This window comes from Actinomadura sp. DC4 (assembly GCF_030406325.1).
In the GTDB taxonomy this organism is placed as follows: domain Bacteria; phylum Actinomycetota; class Actinomycetes; order Streptosporangiales; family Streptosporangiaceae; genus Actinoallomurus.
Map to the genome: position 1 here is coordinate 143,011 of NZ_JAUEQY010000009.1, position 21,565 is coordinate 164,575.

General features: G+C 71.2%; 23 protein-coding genes. 9 read left to right on the top strand and 14 right to left on the bottom strand.

Features of this window, described 5'->3' with window-relative positions:
* Window positions 1-34: 34 nt before the first annotated feature.
* From QWU11_RS17060 to QWU11_RS17080, 5 genes are read right to left on the bottom strand one after another with little or no spacing between them, the layout of a single operon-like run.
* The gene (locus QWU11_RS17060; protein WP_290109999.1) at window positions 35-241 is read right to left on the bottom strand and encodes a ferredoxin; all 207 of its coding nucleotides are present in this window, start codon (window positions 239-241) and stop codon (window positions 35-37) included.
* Complete coding sequence (locus QWU11_RS17065; protein WP_290110001.1) at window positions 238-1,434, bottom strand: NADH-ubiquinone oxidoreductase-F iron-sulfur binding region domain-containing protein; 1,197 nt, start codon at window positions 1,432-1,434, stop codon at window positions 238-240. Before QWU11_RS17065 ends, QWU11_RS17060 begins: the two co-directional genes overlap by 4 nt.
* The gene (locus tag QWU11_RS17070; RefSeq protein WP_290110005.1) at window positions 1,431-1,973 is read right to left on the bottom strand and encodes a ferric reductase-like transmembrane domain-containing protein; all 543 of its coding nucleotides are present in this window, start codon (window positions 1,971-1,973) and stop codon (window positions 1,431-1,433) included. The genes QWU11_RS17065 and QWU11_RS17070 overlap by 4 nt, the downstream gene beginning before the upstream one ends.
* Window positions 1,970-2,854: an FAD:protein FMN transferase gene (locus QWU11_RS17075; RefSeq protein ID WP_290110007.1), complete on the bottom strand. Its 885-nt coding sequence runs from the start codon at window positions 2,852-2,854 to the stop codon at window positions 1,970-1,972. Before QWU11_RS17075 ends, QWU11_RS17070 begins: the two co-directional genes overlap by 4 nt.
* A 14-nt stretch (window positions 2,855-2,868) precedes the next feature.
* Window positions 2,869-3,126, bottom strand: coding sequence for a hypothetical protein (locus tag QWU11_RS17080; protein WP_290110014.1), 258 nt, complete (start codon window positions 3,124-3,126; stop codon window positions 2,869-2,871).
* A 124-nt stretch (window positions 3,127-3,250) separates the two neighbouring features.
* On the opposite strand from QWU11_RS17080, the gene QWU11_RS17085 reads away from it, so the two are divergent.
* Window positions 3,251-3,970, top strand: a complete 720-nt coding sequence (locus QWU11_RS17085; RefSeq protein ID WP_290110016.1) for a hypothetical protein — start codon at window positions 3,251-3,253, stop codon at window positions 3,968-3,970.
* Window positions 3,971-4,043: 73 nt separating this feature from the next.
* Window positions 4,044-4,739, top strand: coding sequence for a spermidine synthase (locus tag QWU11_RS17090; protein ID WP_290110032.1), 696 nt, complete (start codon window positions 4,044-4,046; stop codon window positions 4,737-4,739).
* A gap of 3 nt (window positions 4,740-4,742) precedes the next feature.
* Here the strand turns inward: QWU11_RS17090 and QWU11_RS17095 are convergent, their stop codons facing one another.
* Window positions 4,743-6,575: a GAF domain-containing protein gene (locus QWU11_RS17095; protein WP_290110034.1), complete on the bottom strand. Its 1,833-nt coding sequence runs from the start codon at window positions 6,573-6,575 to the stop codon at window positions 4,743-4,745.
* An 84-nt stretch (window positions 6,576-6,659) separates the two neighbouring features.
* Window positions 6,660-7,217: a TetR/AcrR family transcriptional regulator gene (locus QWU11_RS17100; protein ID WP_290110035.1), complete on the bottom strand. Its 558-nt coding sequence runs from the start codon at window positions 7,215-7,217 to the stop codon at window positions 6,660-6,662.
* A 102-nt stretch (window positions 7,218-7,319) separates the two neighbouring features.
* On the opposite strand from QWU11_RS17100, the gene QWU11_RS17105 reads away from it, so the two are divergent.
* Window positions 7,320-7,928 (top strand): nuclear transport factor 2 family protein, encoded by a 609-nt coding sequence (locus QWU11_RS17105; protein WP_290110037.1) that lies wholly within the window; start codon window positions 7,320-7,322, stop codon window positions 7,926-7,928.
* Window positions 7,929-7,969: 41 nt separating this feature from the next.
* Complete coding sequence (locus tag QWU11_RS17110) at window positions 7,970-8,386, top strand: MarR family transcriptional regulator (protein ID WP_290110062.1); 417 nt, start codon at window positions 7,970-7,972, stop codon at window positions 8,384-8,386.
* On the opposite strand, the gene QWU11_RS17115 is transcribed toward QWU11_RS17110, so the two are convergent.
* Window positions 8,373-8,963 (bottom strand): TetR/AcrR family transcriptional regulator, encoded by a 591-nt coding sequence (locus QWU11_RS17115; RefSeq protein WP_290110065.1) that lies wholly within the window; start codon window positions 8,961-8,963, stop codon window positions 8,373-8,375. The two genes, QWU11_RS17110 and QWU11_RS17115, sit on opposite strands and share 14 nt — an antisense overlap.
* Window positions 8,964-9,073: 110 nt before the next feature.
* On the opposite strand from QWU11_RS17115, the gene QWU11_RS17120 reads away from it, so the two are divergent.
* Complete coding sequence (locus QWU11_RS17120; RefSeq protein ID WP_290110067.1) at window positions 9,074-9,811, top strand: SDR family oxidoreductase; 738 nt, start codon at window positions 9,074-9,076, stop codon at window positions 9,809-9,811.
* On the opposite strand, the gene QWU11_RS17125 is transcribed toward QWU11_RS17120, so the two are convergent.
* The 5 genes from QWU11_RS17125 to QWU11_RS17145 all read right to left on the bottom strand — a co-directional run bounded on the left by QWU11_RS17125 (window position 9,808) and on the right by QWU11_RS17145 (window position 13,540).
* Window positions 9,808-10,017 carry a hypothetical protein gene (locus QWU11_RS17125; protein ID WP_290110069.1) on the bottom strand — a complete coding sequence of 70 codons (210 nt, stop codon included), beginning with the start codon at window positions 10,015-10,017 and terminating at the stop codon, window positions 9,808-9,810. The two genes, QWU11_RS17120 and QWU11_RS17125, sit on opposite strands and share 4 nt — an antisense overlap.
* Entirely contained in the window at window positions 10,014-11,675 is a 1,662-nt protein-coding gene (locus tag QWU11_RS17130) for an ATP-dependent DNA helicase RecQ (protein ID WP_290110071.1), read from the bottom strand. Before QWU11_RS17130 ends, QWU11_RS17125 begins: the two co-directional genes overlap by 4 nt.
* A 68-nt stretch (window positions 11,676-11,743) precedes the next feature.
* On the bottom strand, window positions 11,744-12,037 hold the full coding sequence (locus QWU11_RS17135; protein WP_290110073.1) for a hypothetical protein: 294 nt from the start codon (window positions 12,035-12,037) through the stop codon (window positions 11,744-11,746).
* An 11-nt stretch (window positions 12,038-12,048) separates the two neighbouring features.
* Window positions 12,049-12,621 carry a TetR/AcrR family transcriptional regulator gene (locus QWU11_RS17140; RefSeq protein ID WP_290110107.1) on the bottom strand — a complete coding sequence of 191 codons (573 nt, stop codon included), beginning with the start codon at window positions 12,619-12,621 and terminating at the stop codon, window positions 12,049-12,051.
* 76 nt (window positions 12,622-12,697) lie between these two features.
* Window positions 12,698-13,540: an LLM class F420-dependent oxidoreductase gene (locus tag QWU11_RS17145; protein ID WP_290110166.1), complete on the bottom strand. Its 843-nt coding sequence runs from the start codon at window positions 13,538-13,540 to the stop codon at window positions 12,698-12,700.
* Between the two features lie 124 nt (window positions 13,541-13,664).
* Here QWU11_RS17145 and QWU11_RS17150 point away from each other — a divergent pair, with 124 nt between their 5' ends.
* The 4 genes from QWU11_RS17150 (at window position 13,665) to QWU11_RS17165 (ending at window position 19,929) form a co-directional block, all read left to right on the top strand.
* The gene (locus QWU11_RS17150) at window positions 13,665-15,053 is read left to right on the top strand and encodes a glutamate decarboxylase (RefSeq protein WP_290110168.1); all 1,389 of its coding nucleotides are present in this window, start codon (window positions 13,665-13,667) and stop codon (window positions 15,051-15,053) included.
* Between the two features lie 37 nt (window positions 15,054-15,090).
* Window positions 15,091-16,992 (top strand): potassium transporter Kup, encoded by a 1,902-nt coding sequence (locus QWU11_RS17155; protein WP_290110176.1) that lies wholly within the window; start codon window positions 15,091-15,093, stop codon window positions 16,990-16,992.
* 333 nt (window positions 16,993-17,325) lie between these two features.
* Window positions 17,326-17,805, top strand: coding sequence for a hypothetical protein (locus QWU11_RS17160; RefSeq protein ID WP_290110219.1), 480 nt, complete (start codon window positions 17,326-17,328; stop codon window positions 17,803-17,805).
* 300 nt (window positions 17,806-18,105) lie between these two features.
* Complete coding sequence (locus QWU11_RS17165) at window positions 18,106-19,929, top strand: serine/threonine-protein kinase (protein WP_290110232.1); 1,824 nt, start codon at window positions 18,106-18,108, stop codon at window positions 19,927-19,929.
* Window positions 19,930-19,990: 61 nt separating this feature from the next.
* On the opposite strand, the gene QWU11_RS17170 is transcribed toward QWU11_RS17165, so the two are convergent.
* Window positions 19,991-21,562 carry an NAD(P)/FAD-dependent oxidoreductase gene (locus tag QWU11_RS17170; RefSeq protein ID WP_290110234.1) on the bottom strand — a complete coding sequence of 524 codons (1,572 nt, stop codon included), beginning with the start codon at window positions 21,560-21,562 and terminating at the stop codon, window positions 19,991-19,993.
* Window positions 21,563-21,565 lie beyond the last annotated feature (3 nt).

Consider the following 21,565-nt stretch of genomic DNA (forward strand, 5'->3'; position numbering starts at 1 on the left):
AAGGGGAGATCACTTCGCTCTCCGTCGAAGCGTCTCACGCCTGCCGGCTGAGGTGGAGCGCGAGCTTCGGGCAGAGGGTCACGGCCCGGTGGGCGTGGCGCCGCGTCTCCGCGGTCACCTGGCGGAGCTCGACGATCGGGTAGCCCCACTCGTCGAGGGTGATGTGCTCGGGCAGGAGCTCGGCGCAGAGGCCGGCGCCGTCGCAGGCGATCGGGTCGATCTGGAGTTCCATCATGGTCATCCCGTCTTCTGGAAGGTTTCGGTGGCCGCGCGGCAGCGGGACCCCAGGTGCGCCTCGACCTCGTCGGCGAAAACCTGGAGCGCGCTGGTCACGAGCCGGGAGACACCGTCCGGGTGGGCGCAGGCGCCCCGGCCGGGGATCACGGCGGCGCGGCCGCGCAGCCGGTCGACGACGGTGCCGCCGGCCGTCCCCGCGGCGAGGCCGGACAGGTCGCGTGCGAGCGCCGGGAGCCCGAACAGGCACGGGCCGCATTGGCGGGCGCCCTGGCTCGCCAGCCACCGCACGATCGAGGCGGTGTGCGCCAGCCCGCAGGTCCCGTACGGCAGGACCGAGACGATCCCCGCGCCGAGCGTGGCGCCCGCCGCCCGCAGCGGCTCCGGTGCCAGGGGCAGCGCCCCCGCCCGGTCGCCGGGCAGCCAGGCTCCGCCGTACCCGCCGAGGAGGACGGCCGCGCCCGGCTCCGCCACCTCGCCCACCGGCGTGCCGACCGGGACCTCGCGTACCCGCACGCCCGGTCCGGAGACGCTGACGAGCAGCGTGCCGGGCGCCTCGGTGGTGCCCGCCGACCGGAACCACGCGGGCCCCCGCCGGGCGATCAGCGCCAGGTGCGCGAGGGTCTCGGCGTTGCCCACGAAGGTCGCCCGCCCGTCCACCCCGCGCTCGTACGGACGCCGCGTCGTCGGCAGCGCGGGGCCGCCGTCGATCCAGCCCGCCAGCGCGCTCTCCTGCCCGGCAAGGAAGCGGTCCGGGCCCTGGTGCACCTCGATCCGTACGGGGTCGGCGCCGCGCCGGAAGCGCTCGGCCGCCAGGAGGTTCAGCGCGCGCCCGTCCGCGCGTACCGCGAGGACGACGCGGCCCGCGCCGATGGTCTCGGCGGCGAGGCTCGCCCCGTCCAGCACGAGGTGCGGGGCGACCGCGAGCAGGTGCGCGTCCTTGGCGCTCAGCGGTTCGCTCTCCATGGCGTTGACGACGACCACGGGTGGGCGGCCACGGGCGTGCCCGGCGACCGCCGCCAGCTTGCGCGCGGTAGGGAACCACCCGCCGCCGCGCCCGCGCAGCCCCGCCTCGGCGACCTGCCCGGCCAGCCGCCCGAGCCGTCCGGGCCGTACGGCGCCGAGCAGCGGCACGGGACCGTGCCGTTCGACGTGCAGGTCCAGGTCCGGTCCGGCGGAGCCGGCCAGCAGGCGGCTCATCGCTCCTCCCCGAGTACCAGGACCGGCCGTGTGGTCAGGGCGACGCGCCGGGCGGCGGCGAGCGCGACCGCGCCGGCGCACACGACGGTGAGCGCGAGCACGATCCGGCCGTCCGTGCCGATGCCCAGCGCGTGGACCACCGCGACCGGCCACGAGGCGTACGCCGACCAGTGCACGGCCCGCCAGGTACGCCGCCCGAGCCGCGTCCGCAGCAGGCTCGTCACGACCAGCGCGATCAGCACGTCGGCCGCCATGACCCCCAGCCCGAGCCAGAGCGGCCGGTAGGCGGAGGCGAACGGCACGAAGACGTCGACCCAGCGGATCGGCACGTACGAGTCGGCGGCGCTCGTCACCACGTGCAGCGCGATGAGGCTCACGGCCACGAGCGACAGCGAGCGGTGCAGGCCGCTCAGGACGTACGACCCGCGGTGCGCCGGGGGGCGCCGGCCCGCGACGAGCAGGCCGAGCACCACCACCGCGCTGAGCAGGACCATCGAGACCAGGCCGAAGGCCCGCGTCGCGTACCAGAGGGCGCTCATCCGGCCACCCGCACTCCGGGCCGCTCGCTGTGGTCGTCCGGCCAGCCCGCGACCGTGTGCACCCAGCCCTCGCCGTGCACGAGCCGGGACGGGAGGCCGTGCGCGGCGAGCCAGCCGCCGGCACCGTGCCCCCGTACGAGGGCGGCGGTGCTCGCGGTGTTCGCGTCGACGCAGGTCCCGGCGGAGACCGACACGGTACGCCAGGGTCCGCGTACGGGCATGCCGGTCCGCGGGTCGACGATGTGCGTGGCCGTGCGCCCGTCCGCGAGCCGCCGGGTCCGTACGGCCAGGCTGGACGTGGCGAGCCCGCCGGGGGCGCGCAGTGTGACGTCCTGGCCGGGCGGAAGCTGCCCGCGCGGGCCCAGCCGGTGGTCGTCGCAGACTCGCACCGGCCAGCCGGCCACGGGCACCGGGCCGGCCACCGCGATGTCGCCCGCCAGCGCGACCAGTACGCCGCAGCCGGCCGCCGCACTGGCCGAGGCCGCCGCCCGGTCGGCGGCGAAGGCCTTGCCGACCGCGCCGAAGTCCAGCCGCAGGCCCGCCGGGACGTACGCGGTGCCGGGGCCGGCGCGGACCGCGCTCCAGCCCCGGTTCCTGGGCCCGGCCGTGCTCCGGCCGCCGGCGGCGGTGGGATCCACCAGCCCTCCGGTCAGGTCGGCGGCGTGCAGCGCGACCTGGAGCACCTCCAGGAACGTGGCGCCGACCCGTACCCCCGAACCCGCCCCCGCGTTGACGCGGGCCAGGTCGGAGTCGTCCCGGTAGCCGCTGCACGCGGCGTCGACCGTCTCGACCACCTCGTCCACGGCCGCGCGGGCGATGGCGAGCCGGTCCGGGTCGGTGACCGCGACGGTCGCCGTACCGCCCCACAGCGCGTAACTCACCTGAGCCGTCGTCATCATGATCCCCCCGAGGTGACGCCGCCCGCGCCGGACGACGCGCCCGGAGCCCGCGTGGACGTGGTGAACCCGCCGCCCGGCCCGGACGTGGTGTCCGAGCCGGACGTCGTCGTGCTCGTGGTGTCCGCCGCCCCCGGCCGGCCGACGCCCAGGATCGCGCCGATCACCCCGGCCGCCGCCAGCGAACCGACCGAGACCCAGATGGTGACGCGGCGGACCATCGACACGCGCCGGTCCCGCTCTTCCGGTGTCCCCATGACCCCGTCCCCTCTCTCTGTGCGTGCCTCGATGATCGGCACTGAACGTGAGAGCCGCCTTAGCGCCCACCTGAGGACAAAGTGAGAAATTCCCGTACTCTCTGACCAGTCCGCCGAGGAGATCATGGTGACCGTGCCGGCCGAGCTCGCCGAGATTCGCCAGTGGTGGGCGCACCGTCCCCGTGGCGAGGACCATTGCCGGATCGCGGGGAGCGCGCACGACCAGATCACTCCTGCGGGCGTCGACAACCCGTACTGGGAGCTGGTCCGGCAGCTCCCAGCCGTCCTCGACGCCGGGATCCGCCCCGACGGTTTCGCCCGCGAGCTCCCGGTCGGGCATCACACGCTGACCAAGCGGTACGCCTGGGCGATCCCCTCGCCGGGCGACATCGGCTGGCTCGCCCAAATCGTCGGCGACCGCGGTCTGGTCGAGATCGGGGCCGGCTCGGGCTACTGGGCCTGGCAGGCGCGGCAGGCGGGGATCGACGTCATCGCCTACGAGCCCGCCGACGCGGCCACCAACCCCTACACCGACGGCACGGAGTACGCGCCCATGCTGCGCGAGGGGCACCCGGCGGCCGCGCGCCACCGCGACCGGGTGCTCCTGCTGTGCTGGCCCTCCCACGACCTGCCCTGGGCCGCCGAGACTCTGGGCGTCTACCCCGGCGACCTGCTCGTCTACATCGGCCAGGACCGAGGGGGCAACTGCGCCGACGACGCCTTCTTTCACCTGCTCGACCGGGCCTGGACTCCCGTCGGGTCGAGCCCGCACCACGTCACGTGGCGGCACACCGGCGGCGCGATGACGGCCTACCGTCGCAGGACCTTTACCGCAGCGGCCTAGGCGGAGGGCCTCCAGCCAGTAGGTTCTAGGCCGGCCGCATCGCCCGGTGCGCCGGAGACGAGGTGCGGTACGGATGAGCGCGCGGTTCGAGGAGATCGACTGGCGTCAGACGCCGATGGGCGAGATCAGCCTGCGCCGCCGGTGGGATCCGGCGCTCACCGAGGACGTGTACGAGGTCAAGCTCGGCGAGGAGTTCCTCATGTCGAGCGCGTTCACCGCCGGGGAGATCGCGCTCGCGCGGCTCGCGCTGGCGGAGCTGCCCGGCGACGGGCTCGACGTGGTCGTGGGCGGGCTCGGCCTCGGCTACACCGCGCAGGCCGTACTGGACGACGCGCGCGTCGGCGGGCTGGTCGTGGTGGAGGCGCTGGACGCGGTGATCGAGTGGCATGAGCGCGCGCTGCTGCCGCTGAGCGCGGGGCTGACCGGGGACCCGCGGTGCCGGCTGGTCCAGGGCGACTTCTTCGGGTCGGCCGCCGGCCGGGAACGGCCGGTCGACGCCGTCCTGGTCGACATCGACCACTCGCCGCGCCACGTCCTGCACCCGGAACACGCCGCCTTCTACCGCCCGGAGGGCCTGCGCGGGGCCGCCTCGTGGCTGCGCCCCGGCGGGGTCTTCGCGCTGTGGTCGAACGACCCGCCGGACGAGGAGTTCGGCGCCGTGCTCTCGGAGGTCTTCCCGCGTCACGCGGCGCACGTCGTGGAGTTCGACAACCCGCTCCAGGGGCGTACGTCGGCCAACACGGTCTATGTCGGGGTATCGCTGGCGTGAGGGTCAGCCGACCCCGTCGAGGGGGATCTCGGCGCGCAGGGTCGTACCTCCCCTGGGCGGGCTGAGGATCTCCAGCCGCCCGCCGAGCGCGTTGACGCGGTCGGTGAGACCGGTGAGGCCGGAACCCTGGGTCAGGTCGACCCCGCCGATGCCGTCGTCGCGGATCGAGAGGCGGATGAGCGTCTCGCTCATCGCGAGGTCGACGTGCACCGTGGTCGCCTGGGCGTGCTTCGTCGCGTTGGTCAGCGCCTCGGAGACGATGTAGTAGACGGTCACCTCGTGGCGCTGCGGCAGCGGGCGGGGTTCGGTGATGGTGAGCTCGACCTCGAGGGAGGACCGGCGCGCGAGCGTGATCAGCGCGGGCTTGAGCCCGCCGCGGGCGAGGATCGCGGGGTGCAGGCCGCGCGAGATCTCCTGGAGTTCGGCGACGACGCTGTCGATGGCCCGCGCGGCGTCGGCGAGCTGGTGCCTGATCTCGGGCAGCGTGGGGGGCACCGCGGCCTCGATCGCGCGCATCTCCAGCCCGATCGAGACGAGGTTCTGCTGCGTTCCGTCGTGCAGGTCGCGTTCGATGCGACGGCGGGTCTCGTCGGCGGCGGCGACCACGCGGGCGCGCGAGGCGATGAGGTCGGCGTGGCTCTGGGCGTTCGCGATGGCGGTGGCCGCGAGCTCGGTGAAGTCGAGCATGCGCTCCTCGGTGTCCTCCGGGAGCGGTTCGGGCGAGCTGGAGGAGGCGATCGCCACGCCCCACAGCTCGGGGCCGACCATGATCGGGCAGCCGACCGAGGAGAAGACCCCGCGGTCGCGCAGCCGCGCGGACAGCTTGCCGCCGCCCTCGTAGGCGCTGACCCGCCCCGGTCTCCTCGTACGGAACACCAGGTCCGAGACGGTTCCCGGCTCCAGTTCCCAGCGCGTTCCCGAGGACACGATCTCCTCGTAGTTCCAGGTGCCGGCCGCGATCACCGCGGTGCCGTCGTCCTCGTAGCGGGCGACGACCGTGTGCCGGGTCCCCAGGACGTGGGCCATCTCGCGGGCCACCGCGTCGAACACGTCCGAGGGCGGGACGCTGCGCGCGACCAGCGTCGCGAGGTTGCGCAGCGCGGCCTGTTCGTCGGCGATCCGGCGGAGCCGGTCGTAGTTGATCCGGGCGGTGTTAACGAGGTCCTCACGCTGCCGCGCCGCCCGCAGCAGCGACTCCAGCGACGGCACGGCCCGGTCCTGCAGCCGCCGGAGTGTGGGCGTCCCCAGACCGGCCGGGACGACGAGCGTGGCGAGCAGGCCCTCGTCGCGCAGCGGGAACGTCGCGTGCCGCTCGTCGGCCGGGATGACGCCCGGATGGATCCGGGCCGAGGGCAGGCCGAGCGCGCGTGCGAGCTGCCGCCCGGCGGTGGGCAGCGCCGTCCTCAGGTCCGACGCGCGCAGCAGGAGGCCGGCGAGCTGGGCGGACAGGTCGGCGTCGGTACGCGCGTCCGCCTCGACGGCCAGGGACTGCGACAGGAAGGAGACCGCTCCGGCGAGCGCCGCGACGACGAGGAAGGTCACAAGGGTGGCCAGGAAGTCACCCGTGAGGGGCTGCAGGCTCCCGATCGGGCCGGTGACGAACAGGTCGAAGGCGATGGCGCCGGCCAAGCCGGTGATGAGCCCGGGCGCCAGGCCCCACACGTACGCGATCAGCACGATGCCCGGGAGGTAGACGTCGTTGAGCGTGTAGGCCGGAGCGGCGTCTTCGAGCAGGCCGGCCACGGCGGTCCCGACCGCGAGGCACAGGACCGCGACGATCACCCCGAGGGCGAGCGGTGGCCGTGTGCGGCGCCGTACCGATACCGATGGCGTCAAGCGCATAACACACCTTACTGCCGGACCATAACCCGTATGGGGACCCGTGATGCCGGTGGGGGAGGTGCGGCGGCAGGGCCGCGATCAGCCCGTACGAGCCTTCAGGCCCTCGCACAGGACGGAGACGGCGCGTCCGGTATCGGCCCCGCCGGGGCGCAGCGCGACGAACAGGCCCGACAGCAGGGCCATCAGGTCGGCGGTGGTGACGTCGGGGCGGATCGCGCCGGACTCCTGGGCGCGGGAAAGGAGCCGGCCGATCTCGGCGCGAAGGCCGGCCGCGGTGGCGGCGACCTCCGGTCCGACGTCCGTCCCGGCGAGGGCGTCGACCAGGTCGCGCTTTGCCGACGCCTCGCCGGCCAGCCGTTCGACGAGCGCGAACAGGGCCGCCGCGGCGTCGGGAGCGGTCAGGAGCGCCCGCGCGTGGTCGAGGAGGTCACGCAGGCGTTCGTCCACGACGGCCGCGAAGAGCGACTCCTTGGTGGGGAAGTGCCGGTAGAGCGTGCCCGGCCCGACGCCGGCCCGGCGGGCGATCTCGTCGAGGGACACCGACAGCCCCTCCTCGGCGAACGCCGTCTTCGCCGTCTGGAGCAGGCGTTCCCGGTTGCGGCGCGCGTCGGCCCGCAACGGCCTGTCGTTCGCCAACGCGTCATCTCCTCGGCCGTAAACGGGGCGCACTCTCCGGTACAGTGTAACCGGGGCACCGTCTCCGATTCTAGGGCCCCCTGAACGGAAGGACCGCCGATCATGCCTGCCACCCCCCGAGACACCGTCGAGCGCTTCCTGCGCGCCGCCGTCAGCGAGCATCCCGAGGACATGGCCGAGTGCTACGCCGCGAACGTCGTCATCGAGATGCCCTTCGCGCACGCCGCCCTCTATCCGGCACGGATCGAGACGGGCCGCGAGGAGCTCCGCGCGCGCTTCGGGGCGGGCCGGGCGGTCCGGAAGTACGAGCGCCTGGACAACGTCGCGATCCACGAGACCGCCGACCCGGAGGTGATCATCACGGAGTACGACCTGCACGGGCGGCTCGTGGCGACCGGCCGGGAGTTCACGCAGTCCTACCTCATGGTCATGACGGTCCGCGACGGCCGGATCGTGCACACACGGGACTACACCGACCCCATCGAGGGCGCCCGGCTGCTCGGCCGGGTGCCCGACCTCATCGCCGCCTCAGTGTGGATCAGTCCTAGAGGGGGCTTCCGGGCGGGGCCGTCGCCGCCGCGGCGTACCCGTCCGAAGACGACGTCGGCGAAGTGGAAGCCGAAACCGATCGTGTCCGGTGCCGCGAGCTCTTCGACGAGGCGCCGGCACACCTCCCCTTTCATCGTGCGCCTCTCTAAAAACAAGCTTTAACCATTCAAGCTTCAAATATGTTGGCTTGATACAGTGGTGCGGTGACTTCGGAGTCTCAGGCCGAACGGGAGCTGTGCGGCCTGGTGAACGGGCTGGCCCAGCAGATCGCCGACCACGTGCGCGACCGCGCGGCCACGCTCGGCCTGACCGCCCCGCAGGCGACCGCGCTGCGCGAGATGACCGGCCCGATGACGATGCGCGACCTCGCCGAGCGCATGAGCTGCGAGCCCTCCAACGCCACCTTCGTCGTCGACAGACTCGAGAAACAGCGGCTCATCGAACGCCGGGCGCACCCGACCGACCGCCGCGCCAAACGGCTGGTCCTCACCCCGGAGGGCGCCGACCTGCGCGAACGCCTCCTCGACCTCCTGAGCCGGGACTCACCCCTGGCCGGCCTCACCAAGGGTCAGCAGGACACCCTGCGCGACCTGCTCGAACAGGCGATCACTCGCCCCTAGCGAGGGCCCGGCTGGCGGCCACGGCGCGTTCGGCCACCGAGTCGATGCCGGTGAAGCGGCGGACGAAGAACGCGTCCCGGTGGAGCGTCGCGTAGCCGTGCGCGGTGACCAGGTGGCGTTCGAGCAGCGTCAACGCCGCGTCCGGACCCTGGTCGGTGACCTCCTGGGCCAGCTCCAGCAGCAGGTCCATCAGCCGGCGGCCGGCGTCCGCGAGCGTGCCGTCGCGCAGGCGCTCCAGCTCGGCGGCGAAGATGAGACCGAACCCGGCGCCGCGTTCGCTCACGTAGCGCACGTACGCCCCGGCGGTCGCCGCGAACCGTTCGACCGGGTCCTCGCCCGCCCGCTCCGCCACCTCCCGGAACGCCTTCGTCAGCTCTTCGGCGGCCCGGGTCGCGACCGCGGCCACGAGGTGGTCGCGGTCGGGGAAGTGGCGGTACGGCGCGGCCGTGCTCACGCCGAGCCGGCGGGCCACCTGAGCCACGGAGAAGGCGGCCAGGCCGGACTCGGCGAGCAGGTCGAAGCTGGCCTCGATGAGCGCCTCGCGCAGCTCGCCGTGGTGATAGCGGCGGCTGCCCACGGTCGCCTCCTCGATTTGGCGGTGATAGGCCTCTTACATTAACTTAGTGATAGCCCACTTACATTCGTTTTCCCGCGATCGTCGACCGGTGGTCGCGGAGAGGAGAGCTCATGCCGGGAATCACGGAGAAGGTCGTCGCGATCACGGGCGCGAGCAGCGGCATCGGCGAGGCGACCGCGCTCCTGCTCGCCGAACGCGGCGCGAAGGTCGTCCTCGGCGCACGTGGTCCGGACCGCCTCCGGGCGCTCGCGGGCCGCATCGCGGAGGCGGGCGGCGAGGTCGCCCAGGCGCCGACGGACGTCCGGCGGCGCGAGGACGTGTCCGGCCTGGTCGGGCTGGCCCGCGAGCGGTACGGGCGCCTCGACGTTCTGATCAGCAACGCCGGGGTCATGCCGGTCTCCCCGCTCGACGACCTGCGCGTCGAGGACTGGGAGGAGATGGTCGACGTCAACCTCAAGGGCGTGCTGTACGGCATCGCGGCGGCGCTGCCCGTCTTCCGCGAGCAGGGGTACGGGCACTTCGTCCACACCGCCTCGACCGCCGGCCACCGCATCGTGGCGAACCAGTCGGTCTACGCCGGCACGAAGTTCGCCGTACGCGCCGTGTCCGAGGGCCTGCGCCAGGAGGCCGGCCGCGACCTGCGGGTGACCGTCGTCTCGCCGGGCATGACGCGGACGAACTTCGCGGACGGCATGACGGACCCCGAGACGCGGGGCCGGCTCGCGTCGCTCCGCGACGAGATCGCGATGCCGCCGGCCGCGGTCGCGCGCGCCATCGCGTTCGCGATCGAACAGCCGGCGGACATCGACGTGGGCGAGGTCGTCGTACGCCCCACGGCGCAGGCCTAGCGGGCCAGTCGGCCGAGGACGAGGTCGAGGGGCGCGACGTCCCCGGCCGGTGGATCGGCGCGGCTCCACCAGCGGATGGCGGCGATCTCCTCGTTCGGGGTGAAGCGCTCGTCCTGCGGCGCCACCAGCGCCGACGGTAACGGCGCGTCGTCGAACCGCGTGTCCTCCGCGGCCGGGTAGAACCCGGTCAGCGCGTTCTCGGTCACTTGCCGGCGGAGGCCAGAGTCAGCAGCGCGTCACGCTGGACGGCCTCCAGGGACAGCGTCTTGTAGCCGTTCTCCTCGAACAGGACCGTGATCCGGTCGGGCTCGGTGCGCATGACCGTACCCGGGCCCCACGAGGCGTGCAGCACCTCGGCGTGGATCGGGAACGGGCCGTCGTTCTCGGCCGTCTCGACCGGGCCCGCCGTGCAGTTCCCGCAGTTCCCGCAGTTTCCCGGGAAGGGCTCGCCGAAGTACTCCAGGAGGTAGCGGCGGCGGCACCCGGTGGTCTCGGCGTAGCCGCGCATCATGTCGATGCGCGAGTCGTCCACCTTGCGCCGGCTCAGGTCGAGTTCGAGCGCGTCGGCCACCGCCTCGTCGGGCTTGGGGCCGTCGCCGGCGTACTGGATCTCGCCGCCGCCGGTCACCTCGACCGCCTCGGCGTGCTGGAGCAGGTTGACCAGGCCGGTGAGCTTGGAGGCGCCGACGCCGACCGTTTCCCGCAGGGCGCGGGCCTTGACGGGCCCGTCGTGCTCGTGGAGGAGCGTGGCGACCTGGCGAAGCTTGGCCTCGTCCGGCTTGCCGCCGGTGAAGAAGCGGCGCAGGCCGAGGTCCTCCGACCGGTAGAACAGGATCGCCTCGGCCGGTTCGCCGTCGCGGCCCGCGCGGCCGATCTCCTGGTAGTAGGAGTCCGGCGACTCGGGCGGCGCGCTGTGCAGGACGTAGCGCACGTTGGGCTTGTCGATCCCCATGCCGAACGCCGAGGTGGCCACGACGACGTCGACCCCGTCGCTGGAGAACAGAGTGTGCACGCGCTCGCGCTCGGACGCCTTCATCCCCGCGTGGTAGGCCTCGGCGTGCAGCCCCGCCGCGTTCAGCTCCTTGGCGTACGCCTCGGCGTCGCGTCGGGTCGCGACGTACACCAGGCCGAGCTGCCCGGCGCGGCCGGCCGCGTCCGCGACGAGCGCCCGCCGTTTGGAGGACTCCTCGGAGAACCGGCGGACCTGCAGCGCGAGGTTCGGCCGGTCGAAGCCCCGGATGACCTGCCGGATGTTCCGCATCCCGAGCGCCGCGACGATGTCCTCGCGTACGGGCGGCGCGGCCGTCGCGGTCAACGCGATCACCGGCGGGTGGCCGAGCCGGTCGATGACCCGGCCGAGCTGGAGGTAGTCGGGCCGGAAGTCGTGTCCCCACGCGGAGACGCAGTGCGCCTCGTCGATGGCGATCAGTGAGGGTTTCGCCGCGGCGAGCCGGTCCACCATCTCGGGCTTGGCGAGCTGCTCGGGCGCGAGGAAGATGTACTCCGCCTTGCCCGCCCGGATCTGCTCCAGCGAGTCCGCGCTGGACCCCGCGGACTGCGAGGAGTTGACGACCACGGCGCCGCCGGCGTTCCGCTCGGCGAGCGAGAGCATCTGGTCCCGCTGGAGCGCGATCAGCGGTGAGATCACGATCGTCGGGCCGTCGAGCAGCTGGGCGGGGATCTGATAGACGGCGGACTTGCCACTGCCGGTCGGCATGACCACGAGGACGTCGTGCCCCCGCAGCAGGTAGTCCATCGCCTCGCTCTGGCCGGGCCGCAGCTCACGCCAGTCGAAGACCTCCCGGGCCACCCGCTTGATCTTCCGCCGCCCGCCGAGGCGTCCCCATCCCGTACGTATCCCCATTAACCCCTCCTATTGGTCGCCGCTTGGTACCCGGAGAGTACGGGTTCAGTCCTCTTCGGGAGAGCTGATCATCCGACTCGCTCCGGGCGGCCGAAGGCACCGGGGCCGGCGTGGAACAGCCCGATGAGGAGGACGCCGACGGCGGCGGCGCCGAAGGCGGCCTCCGGGTGCCTGAGGACGTGCGCCCAGTGGAGGAGCAGAGCCGCGATCACGAGCCCCGCCCACCCGGCGACGAGGTTGGGCACCGGGCCGTTGCCGGTGACGTTCGGGTAGCGCTTCTTGGTGATGCCGTGCACGAAGTGGGGGAACGCGTTGCCGGCGCTCACACCGCCGAGCAGGCTGAGGACGATGGTCTGCCACATGGCCGGGGTCCTTATCTCTGATGGGCGAGGAGAGGCAGGAGTACGGCGTCCACGAGATGGCCGATGAAGGCGTCGTCGAGGGGGTCGCCGGTGACGAACAGCCGGGAGAACAACATGGCGGAGCCGATCTCGGCGAACAGCGCGTGGTCGACCGTCCCCGGCAGGTCGCCGCGTTCGACGGCACGCGCGATGACGGCGCCGAAGACCTCACCCTTGTCGTCGACGACCTGGCCGCGCACCGTACGGGCGAGTCCGGGGTCGCGGCGCATCGCGATCATGAGCCCGAGGATCAGGGCGGCGTCCTGGCCGGTGAGGCCGGCCCGCATCACCTCCAGCACGGCCACGAGATCCTGCCGCAGGTCGCCGGTGTCGGCCGGGGCGGCCGCCGGGCTCCCCGCGTGTCGTTTGACGGCCGTGACGACGAGTTCGGCCTTGCCGGGCCACCGGCGGTAGATCGTGGCCTTGCTGGCACGGGCGCGCGCGGCCACCGCGTCCATGGTCATCCGGTCGTAGCCGACCTCGGCCAGCAGTTCGAGCGTCGCCAGCAGGATCGCCTCTTCGCGTGCTTCGCCGCGTCCCGTCACTCGTGCTCCTCATCGAAACGAAACCGTTTCGTACACTAGTGGCGCCCAGGACGTGTACGCAATCGTTTCGGTGTGTTCAGGCGAACGAGCGGGCGACCGCCGCGAGGCCGTCCAGGGCCCGGTAGGTCTCTTCCGCCGGGAGCGTGGGCAGGTCCAGCAGGACGCGGTCGACGCCGGCGTCGGCCAGGCGTGCGATGACGTCGTGGTCGGCGGGCGTCTCGTGGACCGACACGGAGACGGGTCCCCGCCCGGCCTCCTTGGCGCGGTGTCGCAGGTCGGCGGCCCGGCGGCCGATCTCCTCGACGCCGAGGTCGTAGTTCGGCATCCAGCCGTCGCCGTACTCCAGGACGCGGTCCAGCGTCTTCGGCCCGCCACCGCCCATGACGATCGGCGGACACGGCCGTTGTACGGGCTTGGGCCAGAAGTAGGTGGGGCCGAAGTTCACGAACCGGCCGTGGTACTCCGCCTGCTCCTTGGTCCAGAGCTCCTTCATCGCGAGAATCCGCTCCCGCATCAGCTCGCCGCGGGTCGCCGGGTCGGTGCCGTGGTCGCGCATCTCCTCCTTGTCCCACCCGGCCGCCACCCCGACGATCACCCGTCCGCCGGAGACGACGTCGAGACTGGAGATCTCCTTCGCGGTGGTGATGGGGTCACGCTCGACGATGAGAAGGATCCCGGTGGCGACCTTGAGCCGTACGGTCACGGTGGCCGCCGCGGTGAGGATCACGAACGGGTCGAGCGTGCGGAAGTACTTGTGGGGGAGCTCGTCCGTGCCACGCCAGCGCGACGCCCGGCTGACGGGGATGTGCGAGTGCTCGGAGACGAAGAGGGACTCGAAGCCACGCTCCTCAAGCGCGCTTCCCAACGCCGCCGGCGCGATGCTCTCGTCCGTGACGAACGTCCCCACCCCGAACTCCATGGGCGGACTCCTTCCAGACTCGCCTCGACGCCAAACGTCGGCGTCCATACGTTGCCTTTGTCCGCCGTCTGCCCCACCTGTAGCGACCGCCTGCGAGACTTGCCGCAGTTCAGAGGGGGTGACGGTGGCGAAGGACCACAGACGGCCGCTCCGGGTGAACCCGCTCATCGGAGCGACGGACCCGGCGTCCGGCGTCGAGGAGGTGCTGCCGAGACACCGCCTGCCGGACGGTCCGATGCCGCCGTCGACCGCGGCCCGCCTGATCCGCGACGAGCTGATGCTGGACGGGAACCCGCGGCTGAACCTCGCGACCTTCGTGACCACCTGGATGGAGCCGGAGGCGCACGCGCTGCTGGCGGACACGGCCGACCGGAACCTCGTCGACCGGGACGAATACCCCGTGACGGCCGAACTCGAGCAGCGCTGCCTCGCGATGCTGGCCCGCCTGTGGAACGCCCCGGACCCCGGTTCCCCGGTCGGCGAGTCGACCGTCGGCTCCAGCGAGGCGTGCATGCTCGGCGGGATGGCGCTCAAGCGCCGCTGGGCGAGCCGCAACGCCGGCCGGTACGCCGCCGGCGCGCGGCCCAACCTCGTCATGGGCACCAACGTCCAGGTGTGCTGGAAGAAGTTCTGTAACTACTGGGAGGTCGAGCCCCGTCTAATCCCGATGGAGGGCGAGCGGTTCCACCTGGGCGCCGAGCAGGCCGCGGCGGCGTGCGACGAGAACACCATCGGCGTGGTGGCGATCCTCGGGTCGACCATGGACGGCGGCTACGAGCCGGTCGCCGGGATCTGCGCCGCGCTCGACGCGTTCGAGGAGCGTACGGGCGTGCGGGTGCCCGTCCACGTGGACGCCGCGTCCGGCGGGATGATCGCGCCCTTCCTGGATCCGGAGCTGGAGTGGGACTTCCGGCTCGCGCGGGTCGCCTCGATCAACACCTCGGGCCACAAGTACGGGCTGGTCTACCCGGGCGTCGGCTGGGTCCTCTGGCGCGACCGGGACGCGCTGCCCGCGGAACTCGTGGAACGGGTGAACTACCTCGGCGGCGACATGTCCACGTTCACGCTCAACTTCTCCCGGCCCGGATCGCAGGTCGTCGCGCAGTACTACACGTTCCTGCGCCTCGGCCAGGAGGGGTACGGCGCGGTCCAGGGCGCCCTGCGTGACGTGGCGACCCACCTCGCCGGGGAGATCGAGTCCCTGGGCTGCTTCCGGCTGCTGACGCGCGGCGACCAGCTCCCGGTGTTCGCCTTCACGACCACCGAGGACGCCACGCGGTTCAACGTCTTCGACGTGTCGCGGCGTCTGCGGGAGTTCGGCTGGCTGGTCCCGGCGTACACGTTCCCGCCGAACCGCGAGGACCTGGCCGTACTCCGGGTCGTGTGCCGCAACGGCTTCTCCCTCGACCTGGCCGACCGCCTCGTGGAGAACCTGCGGAGCCTGCTGCCGTGGCTGCGCAGGCAGTCGGCGCCCATCTATGGCCCCGGCGAGGCGACCGCCTTCCACCACTGATGACGGACGCGCGGCCGTTTTCCGGTAGGCATACCGTATGACTTCTTCGCACGCTGCCAGGTCCGGGCGACTGGCGTTGACGCTGGGTGCGCTCGGTGTCGTGTACGGCGACATCGGCACGAGCCCTCTCTACGCACTGCAGACGGTCTTCTCGATCGACGGGGGAGCGGTCCGCCCGACGAGCGGTGACGTGTACGGCGTGATCTCGATGGTCTTCTGGTCGGTCACGCTGATCGTGTCGGTGAAGTACGTCGTGTTCATCCTGCGCGCCGACAACGACGGCGAGGGCGGCGTGATGGCGCTGGCCGCCCTCGTACGACGGGTGCTCGGCGACGTACGCGGCCGGGCCGCCGCGGTGATGGCCCTCGGGGTCTTCGGCGCCTCGCTGTTCTACGGCGACAGCGTGATCACGCCGGCGATCTCGGTGATGTCCGCCGTCGAGGGCCTGAAGGTGGCCACGCCCAGCCTGTCGCACGTGGTGGTCCCGGTCGCGGCGACCATCCTGACGTTGCTGTTCATTGCCCAGCGGTGGGGTACACACCGCGTCGGCAGCCTGTTCGGCCCGGTGATGGTGCTCTGGTTCGCGGCGCTGGCGGTCGCGGGCCTGCGTGAGGTCTTCCGGCGGCCGGGCATCCTCGCGGGCCTGTCACCGACGTACGCCGCCGCGTTCGTGCTCGACCACCCGTACATCGCCTTCATCGCGATGGGCGCGGTGGTGCTGTCGATCACCGGAGCCGAGGCGCTGTACGCGGACATGGGCCACTTCGGCCGCTCGCCGATCCGCCGTGCGTGGTTCGCCGTGGTCTTCCCGGCGCTGACGCTGAACTACCTGGGCCAGGGCGCGCTGATCCTGCGCGACCCGTCCGCGGTACGGAACCCGTTCTTCCTCCTGCTCCCGGGCTGGGCCAGGCTGCCGATGGTCGTGCTCGCGACCCTGGCGACGGTCATCGCCTCGCAGGCGGTGATCACCGGTGCGTTCTCGGTGTCGAGGCAGGCCGTACGCCTGGGCTTCCTGCCGTACCTGCGCATCCGCCACACCTCGCCACAAGAGGTCGGACAGGTGTACGTCCCGGCGGTCAACTGGATCCTGTTCGTGGGCGTACTGGCGCTGATGCTGGGCTTCCGCTCGTCCGAACGCCTGGCCACGGCGTACGGGGTCGCCGTGACGGCGACCTTCATCATCACCACCGCACTGTTCCTGACCGTGGCGCGGGCCGCGTGGAAGTGGGCGGTGTGGAAGATCGTTCTTGCGGGGGTCGTGATCGGCGGCGCGGAGGTGACGTACTTCGCGGCGAACCTGACGAAGGTCGTGCACGGCGGCTGGCTGCCGCTGCTGATCGCCGTCTCGGTGTTCACGCTGATGAAGACGTGGCAGCGGGGCCGGGAGATCGTGATGTCGCGCCGTCGTGAGAAGGAGGGCCCGCTGCCGGACTTCATCCGGGGCCTCCGCGACGCCCAGGTGACCCGTGTTCCGGGAACGGCCGTCTTCCCGCACCCGTCAAAGGAGACGACACCGCTGGCTCTGCGCGCGAACGTGGAGCACAACCACATCGTCCACGAGCACGTGGTGATCGTCTCGGCGCTCGCGCAGAACGTCCCGCACGTCGCGCCGGAGGAGCAGATCAGCGTCGACGACCTCGGCTATCGCGACGACGGCATCATCCACCTCACGGTCCGGTACGGCTTCCAGGACGAGCAGGACATCCCGGCGGCTCTGCGCCGCGCGGCGGAGAAGCAGGGCCCGGAGCTGAACGTCGACTCGGAGAACGCGTCTTATTTCCTGTCGAGAGGCTCCTTGCGCCTGACCCGAGAGCCGGGCATGCGAATGTGGCGAAAACGCCTGTTCCTGGCCATGGCCAACAATGCCGCCAGCCCAGCGGAGTACTTCAGCCTCCCCGAACAACGCACGGTCGTGATGGGATCACAAGTGGACATCTGAGGGTGATATCGCCAGGGGAGGCACCACTCCGGAAGCCCGGTGTGACTTGAGGTGAATCGCCGCGGGCTCTGCCGAGGCTCTGATCCTGGAGAGGGTTGAGTCGCGCTGCCCTGATGAAGGATCCGGATAAGAAAGGTGCCCGCGTCAAAGCCACCGCCGTGCATATCCTCCCTGAACCGATCATCGAGTGTTCTCTCAGCCCGTAAGCGCTGCGTCGCTGCGAACCGATCTCTTTTGTTCGCACTTTGGTTGTTCGCCAGACGGGGGCGGTGACGAACAAAAATCCAGGCTCTAAATCTGGGATCGACCGCTTCACCAGAAGGAGGACCTGTTGTGAACCGTCTCCTAGATTCGATCACCGACGCTCCGTCCAATCTGCGGCGTTGCGTCTTCGCGCTCGCGCTCGCGATCGCGGCCACGACGACGATGTCCATCACGGCCGCCTGGACGGCCCACGCCGGTACCGGCACACCGGCATCGGCGAAGCTCACCTGCGTGTCCTGGGAGGGCGCCGCCACCCTCGACTGGGACGTCCTCGTGCAGCTCAACCCCGACGGAACCGCCAAGTCAGCCGAGCAGCAGGGAGATCCCTACATGGTCGGCCCGAACATCTGGTCGGTACAGCGCGCCGACCCGGCGGAGGTCACGATCACCAACGGCGGCCGGAACCTTCACTTCCACGGCAGCGGGCTCGTCCAGACGGGACTTCCCGGAACGGACTTCGTCCTCAACGGAGTCCCGGCGGCGTGCAGCGCCGACTTCACCTTCCCCAACCCGCACAGCCCCGTCATCAACCCCGAACCCATTTCATGACCAAGCCGTAAGCACGGAGGGCCCCGGGACGCATGAAATGCGTCCCGGGGCCCTCCGTGCTCATGGCGACACCCGCTCTGATGTTGTCCGGTTCCGTCCGCGGATGCCGTCACCATCACCCACCTGCGGCAGCGGTCGGCTCGCCGAGAAGCCTTTGACCACTCGTGCCGGACCTTGAATACTGATGTTCGCGCGAGGTACGAGCGCTGTGGATCCGGTGATCGAGGTAGGTTCATGGGCAGGCGTGAGGCACCCGTTCCGGATGGTCCTCTCCGCGAGTTCGCACTCGGCCTTCGCGCCTTGAAGACACAGGCGCCTCGATCGCCCACCTACCGCGACCTTGCACAGAGAACGCACTACGCCGCGTCGGTCCTGTCGGTCGCCGCCTCAGGACATCAGTTACCGTCCTGGCAGGTAACCCGTGCTTTCGTCGAAGCCTGCGACGGCGACATCGAAGAGTGGCAGGCTCGCTGGAGTCGGCTGCGGGCCAGGCTTGAGGCGACCCATAACGAAACGATCCTCGAAGCCGACACGTCACGGACCGGTAGCGAAGAGCCACTGGCTCCTCTGACACCTACGTTGGAGCACTCGCCTGAACCGGCCGAGCCGAGACGCGTCGCCATCCTGCGGCCGACTCGGTCGGACCTGGCAAGTATCGGCCCGTTCCGGCTGCTGGGACGGCTGGGAAGTGGCGCGATGGGCGAGGTCTACCTCGGCATCTCCAAGGGCGAACCTCCCGCCGCGGTAAAGGTCATCCGGCCTGACCTCATCGAGGGCCCGCAATTTCGCCGGCGTTTCGCAGCCGAGATCACTGCCCTGGCCACCATCGATAGCCCGCACATACCTGCCGTCATCGACGCCGACCCAACCGCCGACCGGCCGTGGATCGCCACCGCCTACATCCCGGGTCCCCCACTCGATGAGGTGGTGAATACCGACGGACCGCTCGCACCTGCCACGGTGTTCAGGCTCGCTGCGGGGATTGCCACCGCTCTGGTTCACATCCACAGCGCCGGAATTCTTCACCGCGACCTCAAACCGGCGAACGTGCTTCTGGACGCCACCGGCCCGGTGATCATCGACTTCGGGGTGGCACAGATCCAAGGAGATGCTCGGCTGACCCAAACGGGCGCGCGCGTCGGCACCGTCCCCTTCATGGCGCCTGAACAGGCCGAGGGCCGTCCGGTCACCGCAGCCTCCGACATCTTCTCCCTGGGGTCGCTGCTGGCCTATGCCGCCACCGGCCTCACGCCGTTCGGCGACGGAACCGCCGATCAGGTGCTGCACCGCATCGTCCACACCGATCCCGACCCGGCCGCGCTCGACTGCCACGACGATCGACTTCGCACGCTCATCGTCCGATGCCTGGACAAGGACCCGGCACGTCGCCCGACCGCGCCACAGATCATCGACAGCTACGTCGGCCAGCCTTCGGAGGCGGACTGGCCGCCGGTATCCGTCGATGTCTGGACCGAACGATCGAACCAGCAGGTTGCTGCGTTACTGGAACAGGCCGCCAAACGCCGGACCGCCTTACGGCTCGGACTGGGCGCCGCCGCAGTCAGCATCGTTGCGGGCGTCACCATCGCCGGCACCGGCCTCATGCCCTCGGACTCAACGGCCCCGTCGGCCGTCGGCGCGCATCGCGGCGCGACGTCCCCGGCATCACCGCTCGTCTGGACTGCGACATCGGGGCCGTCCTGCTCGACAGGCCATGCGCTGGCGATCGACACCACCGGATCCTGGGACCCACTTGCAGGCACCGCGACCGCTGGCTGCGGAGACGCACTCATCCATCGCACGACCGACAGCAGCGATGGCGCGAACTGGGTCTTCAATCCCGGGGCAGGTAGGACCTGCACTTTCCGCATTGACGTCCCCGACTCCCGTCGGATCACCGCCGACAACGTCACCTACCAGGCCTGGGACACCCTTCCGGGAAAGCACTATGACAGTCACCGCATCGGCGGCAACGTCCGCGGGGACCAGCGCACCAACCGCGGCCGGGCGATCACGATCACATTCGGCCCCACCAAGAACGGAACCATCGACCTGCAGATCTACGACGACTATGCCGACCACACGATCGAGGCCGCCGGCACGGTCACCGCCACTTGCCGCTGAACTTCGCGTCACCTGTTACACGTTCCGGCCGGTTCAACGCCTGTTCGTCGTTTCAGGACGCTCACCGGCGATGGCCCGGCGTTCGCTCGTCCTCTTCCTCCAGCACCGCCTCCCTCAGATCTCCTCCGCTGCCCACCGACGGACGGCTCGTCAGCGGTGCCGACGGATGACCTGGGTCCGCGCGTGACAGGCGATCCACCAGGGCGGGCGTGACGCCCCGGTACGCCGCGGGGTCGATCGGGTTGAGCCAGTGCGACGCCCGTACGCGGGTCTTGATGTTCAGGTCCAGGTCGCCCAGCACCTCATCGACGTTGTGCATCGAGAAGGGGATGATCTTCGTGCCCCGGCAGTGGTGCGTGTCGGTGGCGATGTCCATGAACGCGAGCTGGTCCACGACCGCCTGCCGCATGGCCTCGGCACCGGGCAGCGGCACGGCGCCGGCGAGGTCCGCGGCGATCCAGACCGCCGCCATCTCCGCGTTCAGCGGGCTGAAGAACGAAGAGTTGTAACCGTTGAAGTACAACCCAGGCACGTCGAGCGGCAAGATCTGCCGATAAAGCATGAAGTTTCCTCGCGAGTCCAACAGCCGCGACCGGACGTCAGCAGGCAAGAACGGCACCCCCTGCGTAAAGCCGGTCGCGCACACGACCAGGTCGGCCGGCAGCCGCGTCCCGTCACTCAGCAAAGCAAAGGGACGACCCGAGGACGCGAGCAGCCGGGCGATCGTCGTGTCGCGATGGACGTTCACGCGGCCGTCGGCGACCCGTTCGAAGAAGCCCTCCGTCGCCAGCCCGATCGCACCACGGACGATGTCCTCCATGAAACCGGCGGGCACCAGCCCGAGCCGGCGGAGGCCGAACTGCCGTACCGACACCGACCCCACGGAGTTGATCATCCGGCGGCGCAGACCGTTCCCCGGTCCGTGCAGGAACCTCTCGACACCGCGCAGGCGCACATAGCGGAACAGCGCCTCGCCCATCCGCGTGAGCAGCAGCATCTTGAAGTTGACGAAGCCGCCGATCTTCCGCGGCACCTTCCAGAGCATCTGCCGGGCGATCACATCGGTGCTCGCCGCCACGTCGCTGATCGGCACGGTCACGTCGCACGCCGACTTGCCGTATCCCACGACCAGCACATGACGGCCACGCGCCTCAGCGGCGGAGTGGAACGACGTTCCCGCGCACACCCGTCCCCCGGCCGCGGTGAACTCCGCGACCCCCGGATAGGACGGGACGGCCGGTTCGCAGAACACCCCGTTCGCCACCACGAGACGGTCGAAGGTCTCCGGGACACCGCCCGCCGTGACGCTCCAACCGCCGTCGGCGGGACGCGCGGCCGTCACCTCGGTATCGAGACGAAGCGGGATGGAGAAGGCGGCGGCGTAGGCGGCGAAGTACGCCTGCACCTGCTCGCCGGACGGCCACTCGGGATAGTCCTTCGGCATCGGGAAGTCCGAGAACGCGTACTGCGCCTTCGGGCTCTGCGTCGTCACGCCCGGATAGCGTCGTGTACGGCTCCAGACCCCACCGACGTCCGGGGTCTTGTCGAACACCTGGACCTCGTGCCCGGCCTGCTTCAGCACCTTCGCGGTGACGAGGCCGGCGGCACCCGCGCCGATGATCGCGATGCGCACGGC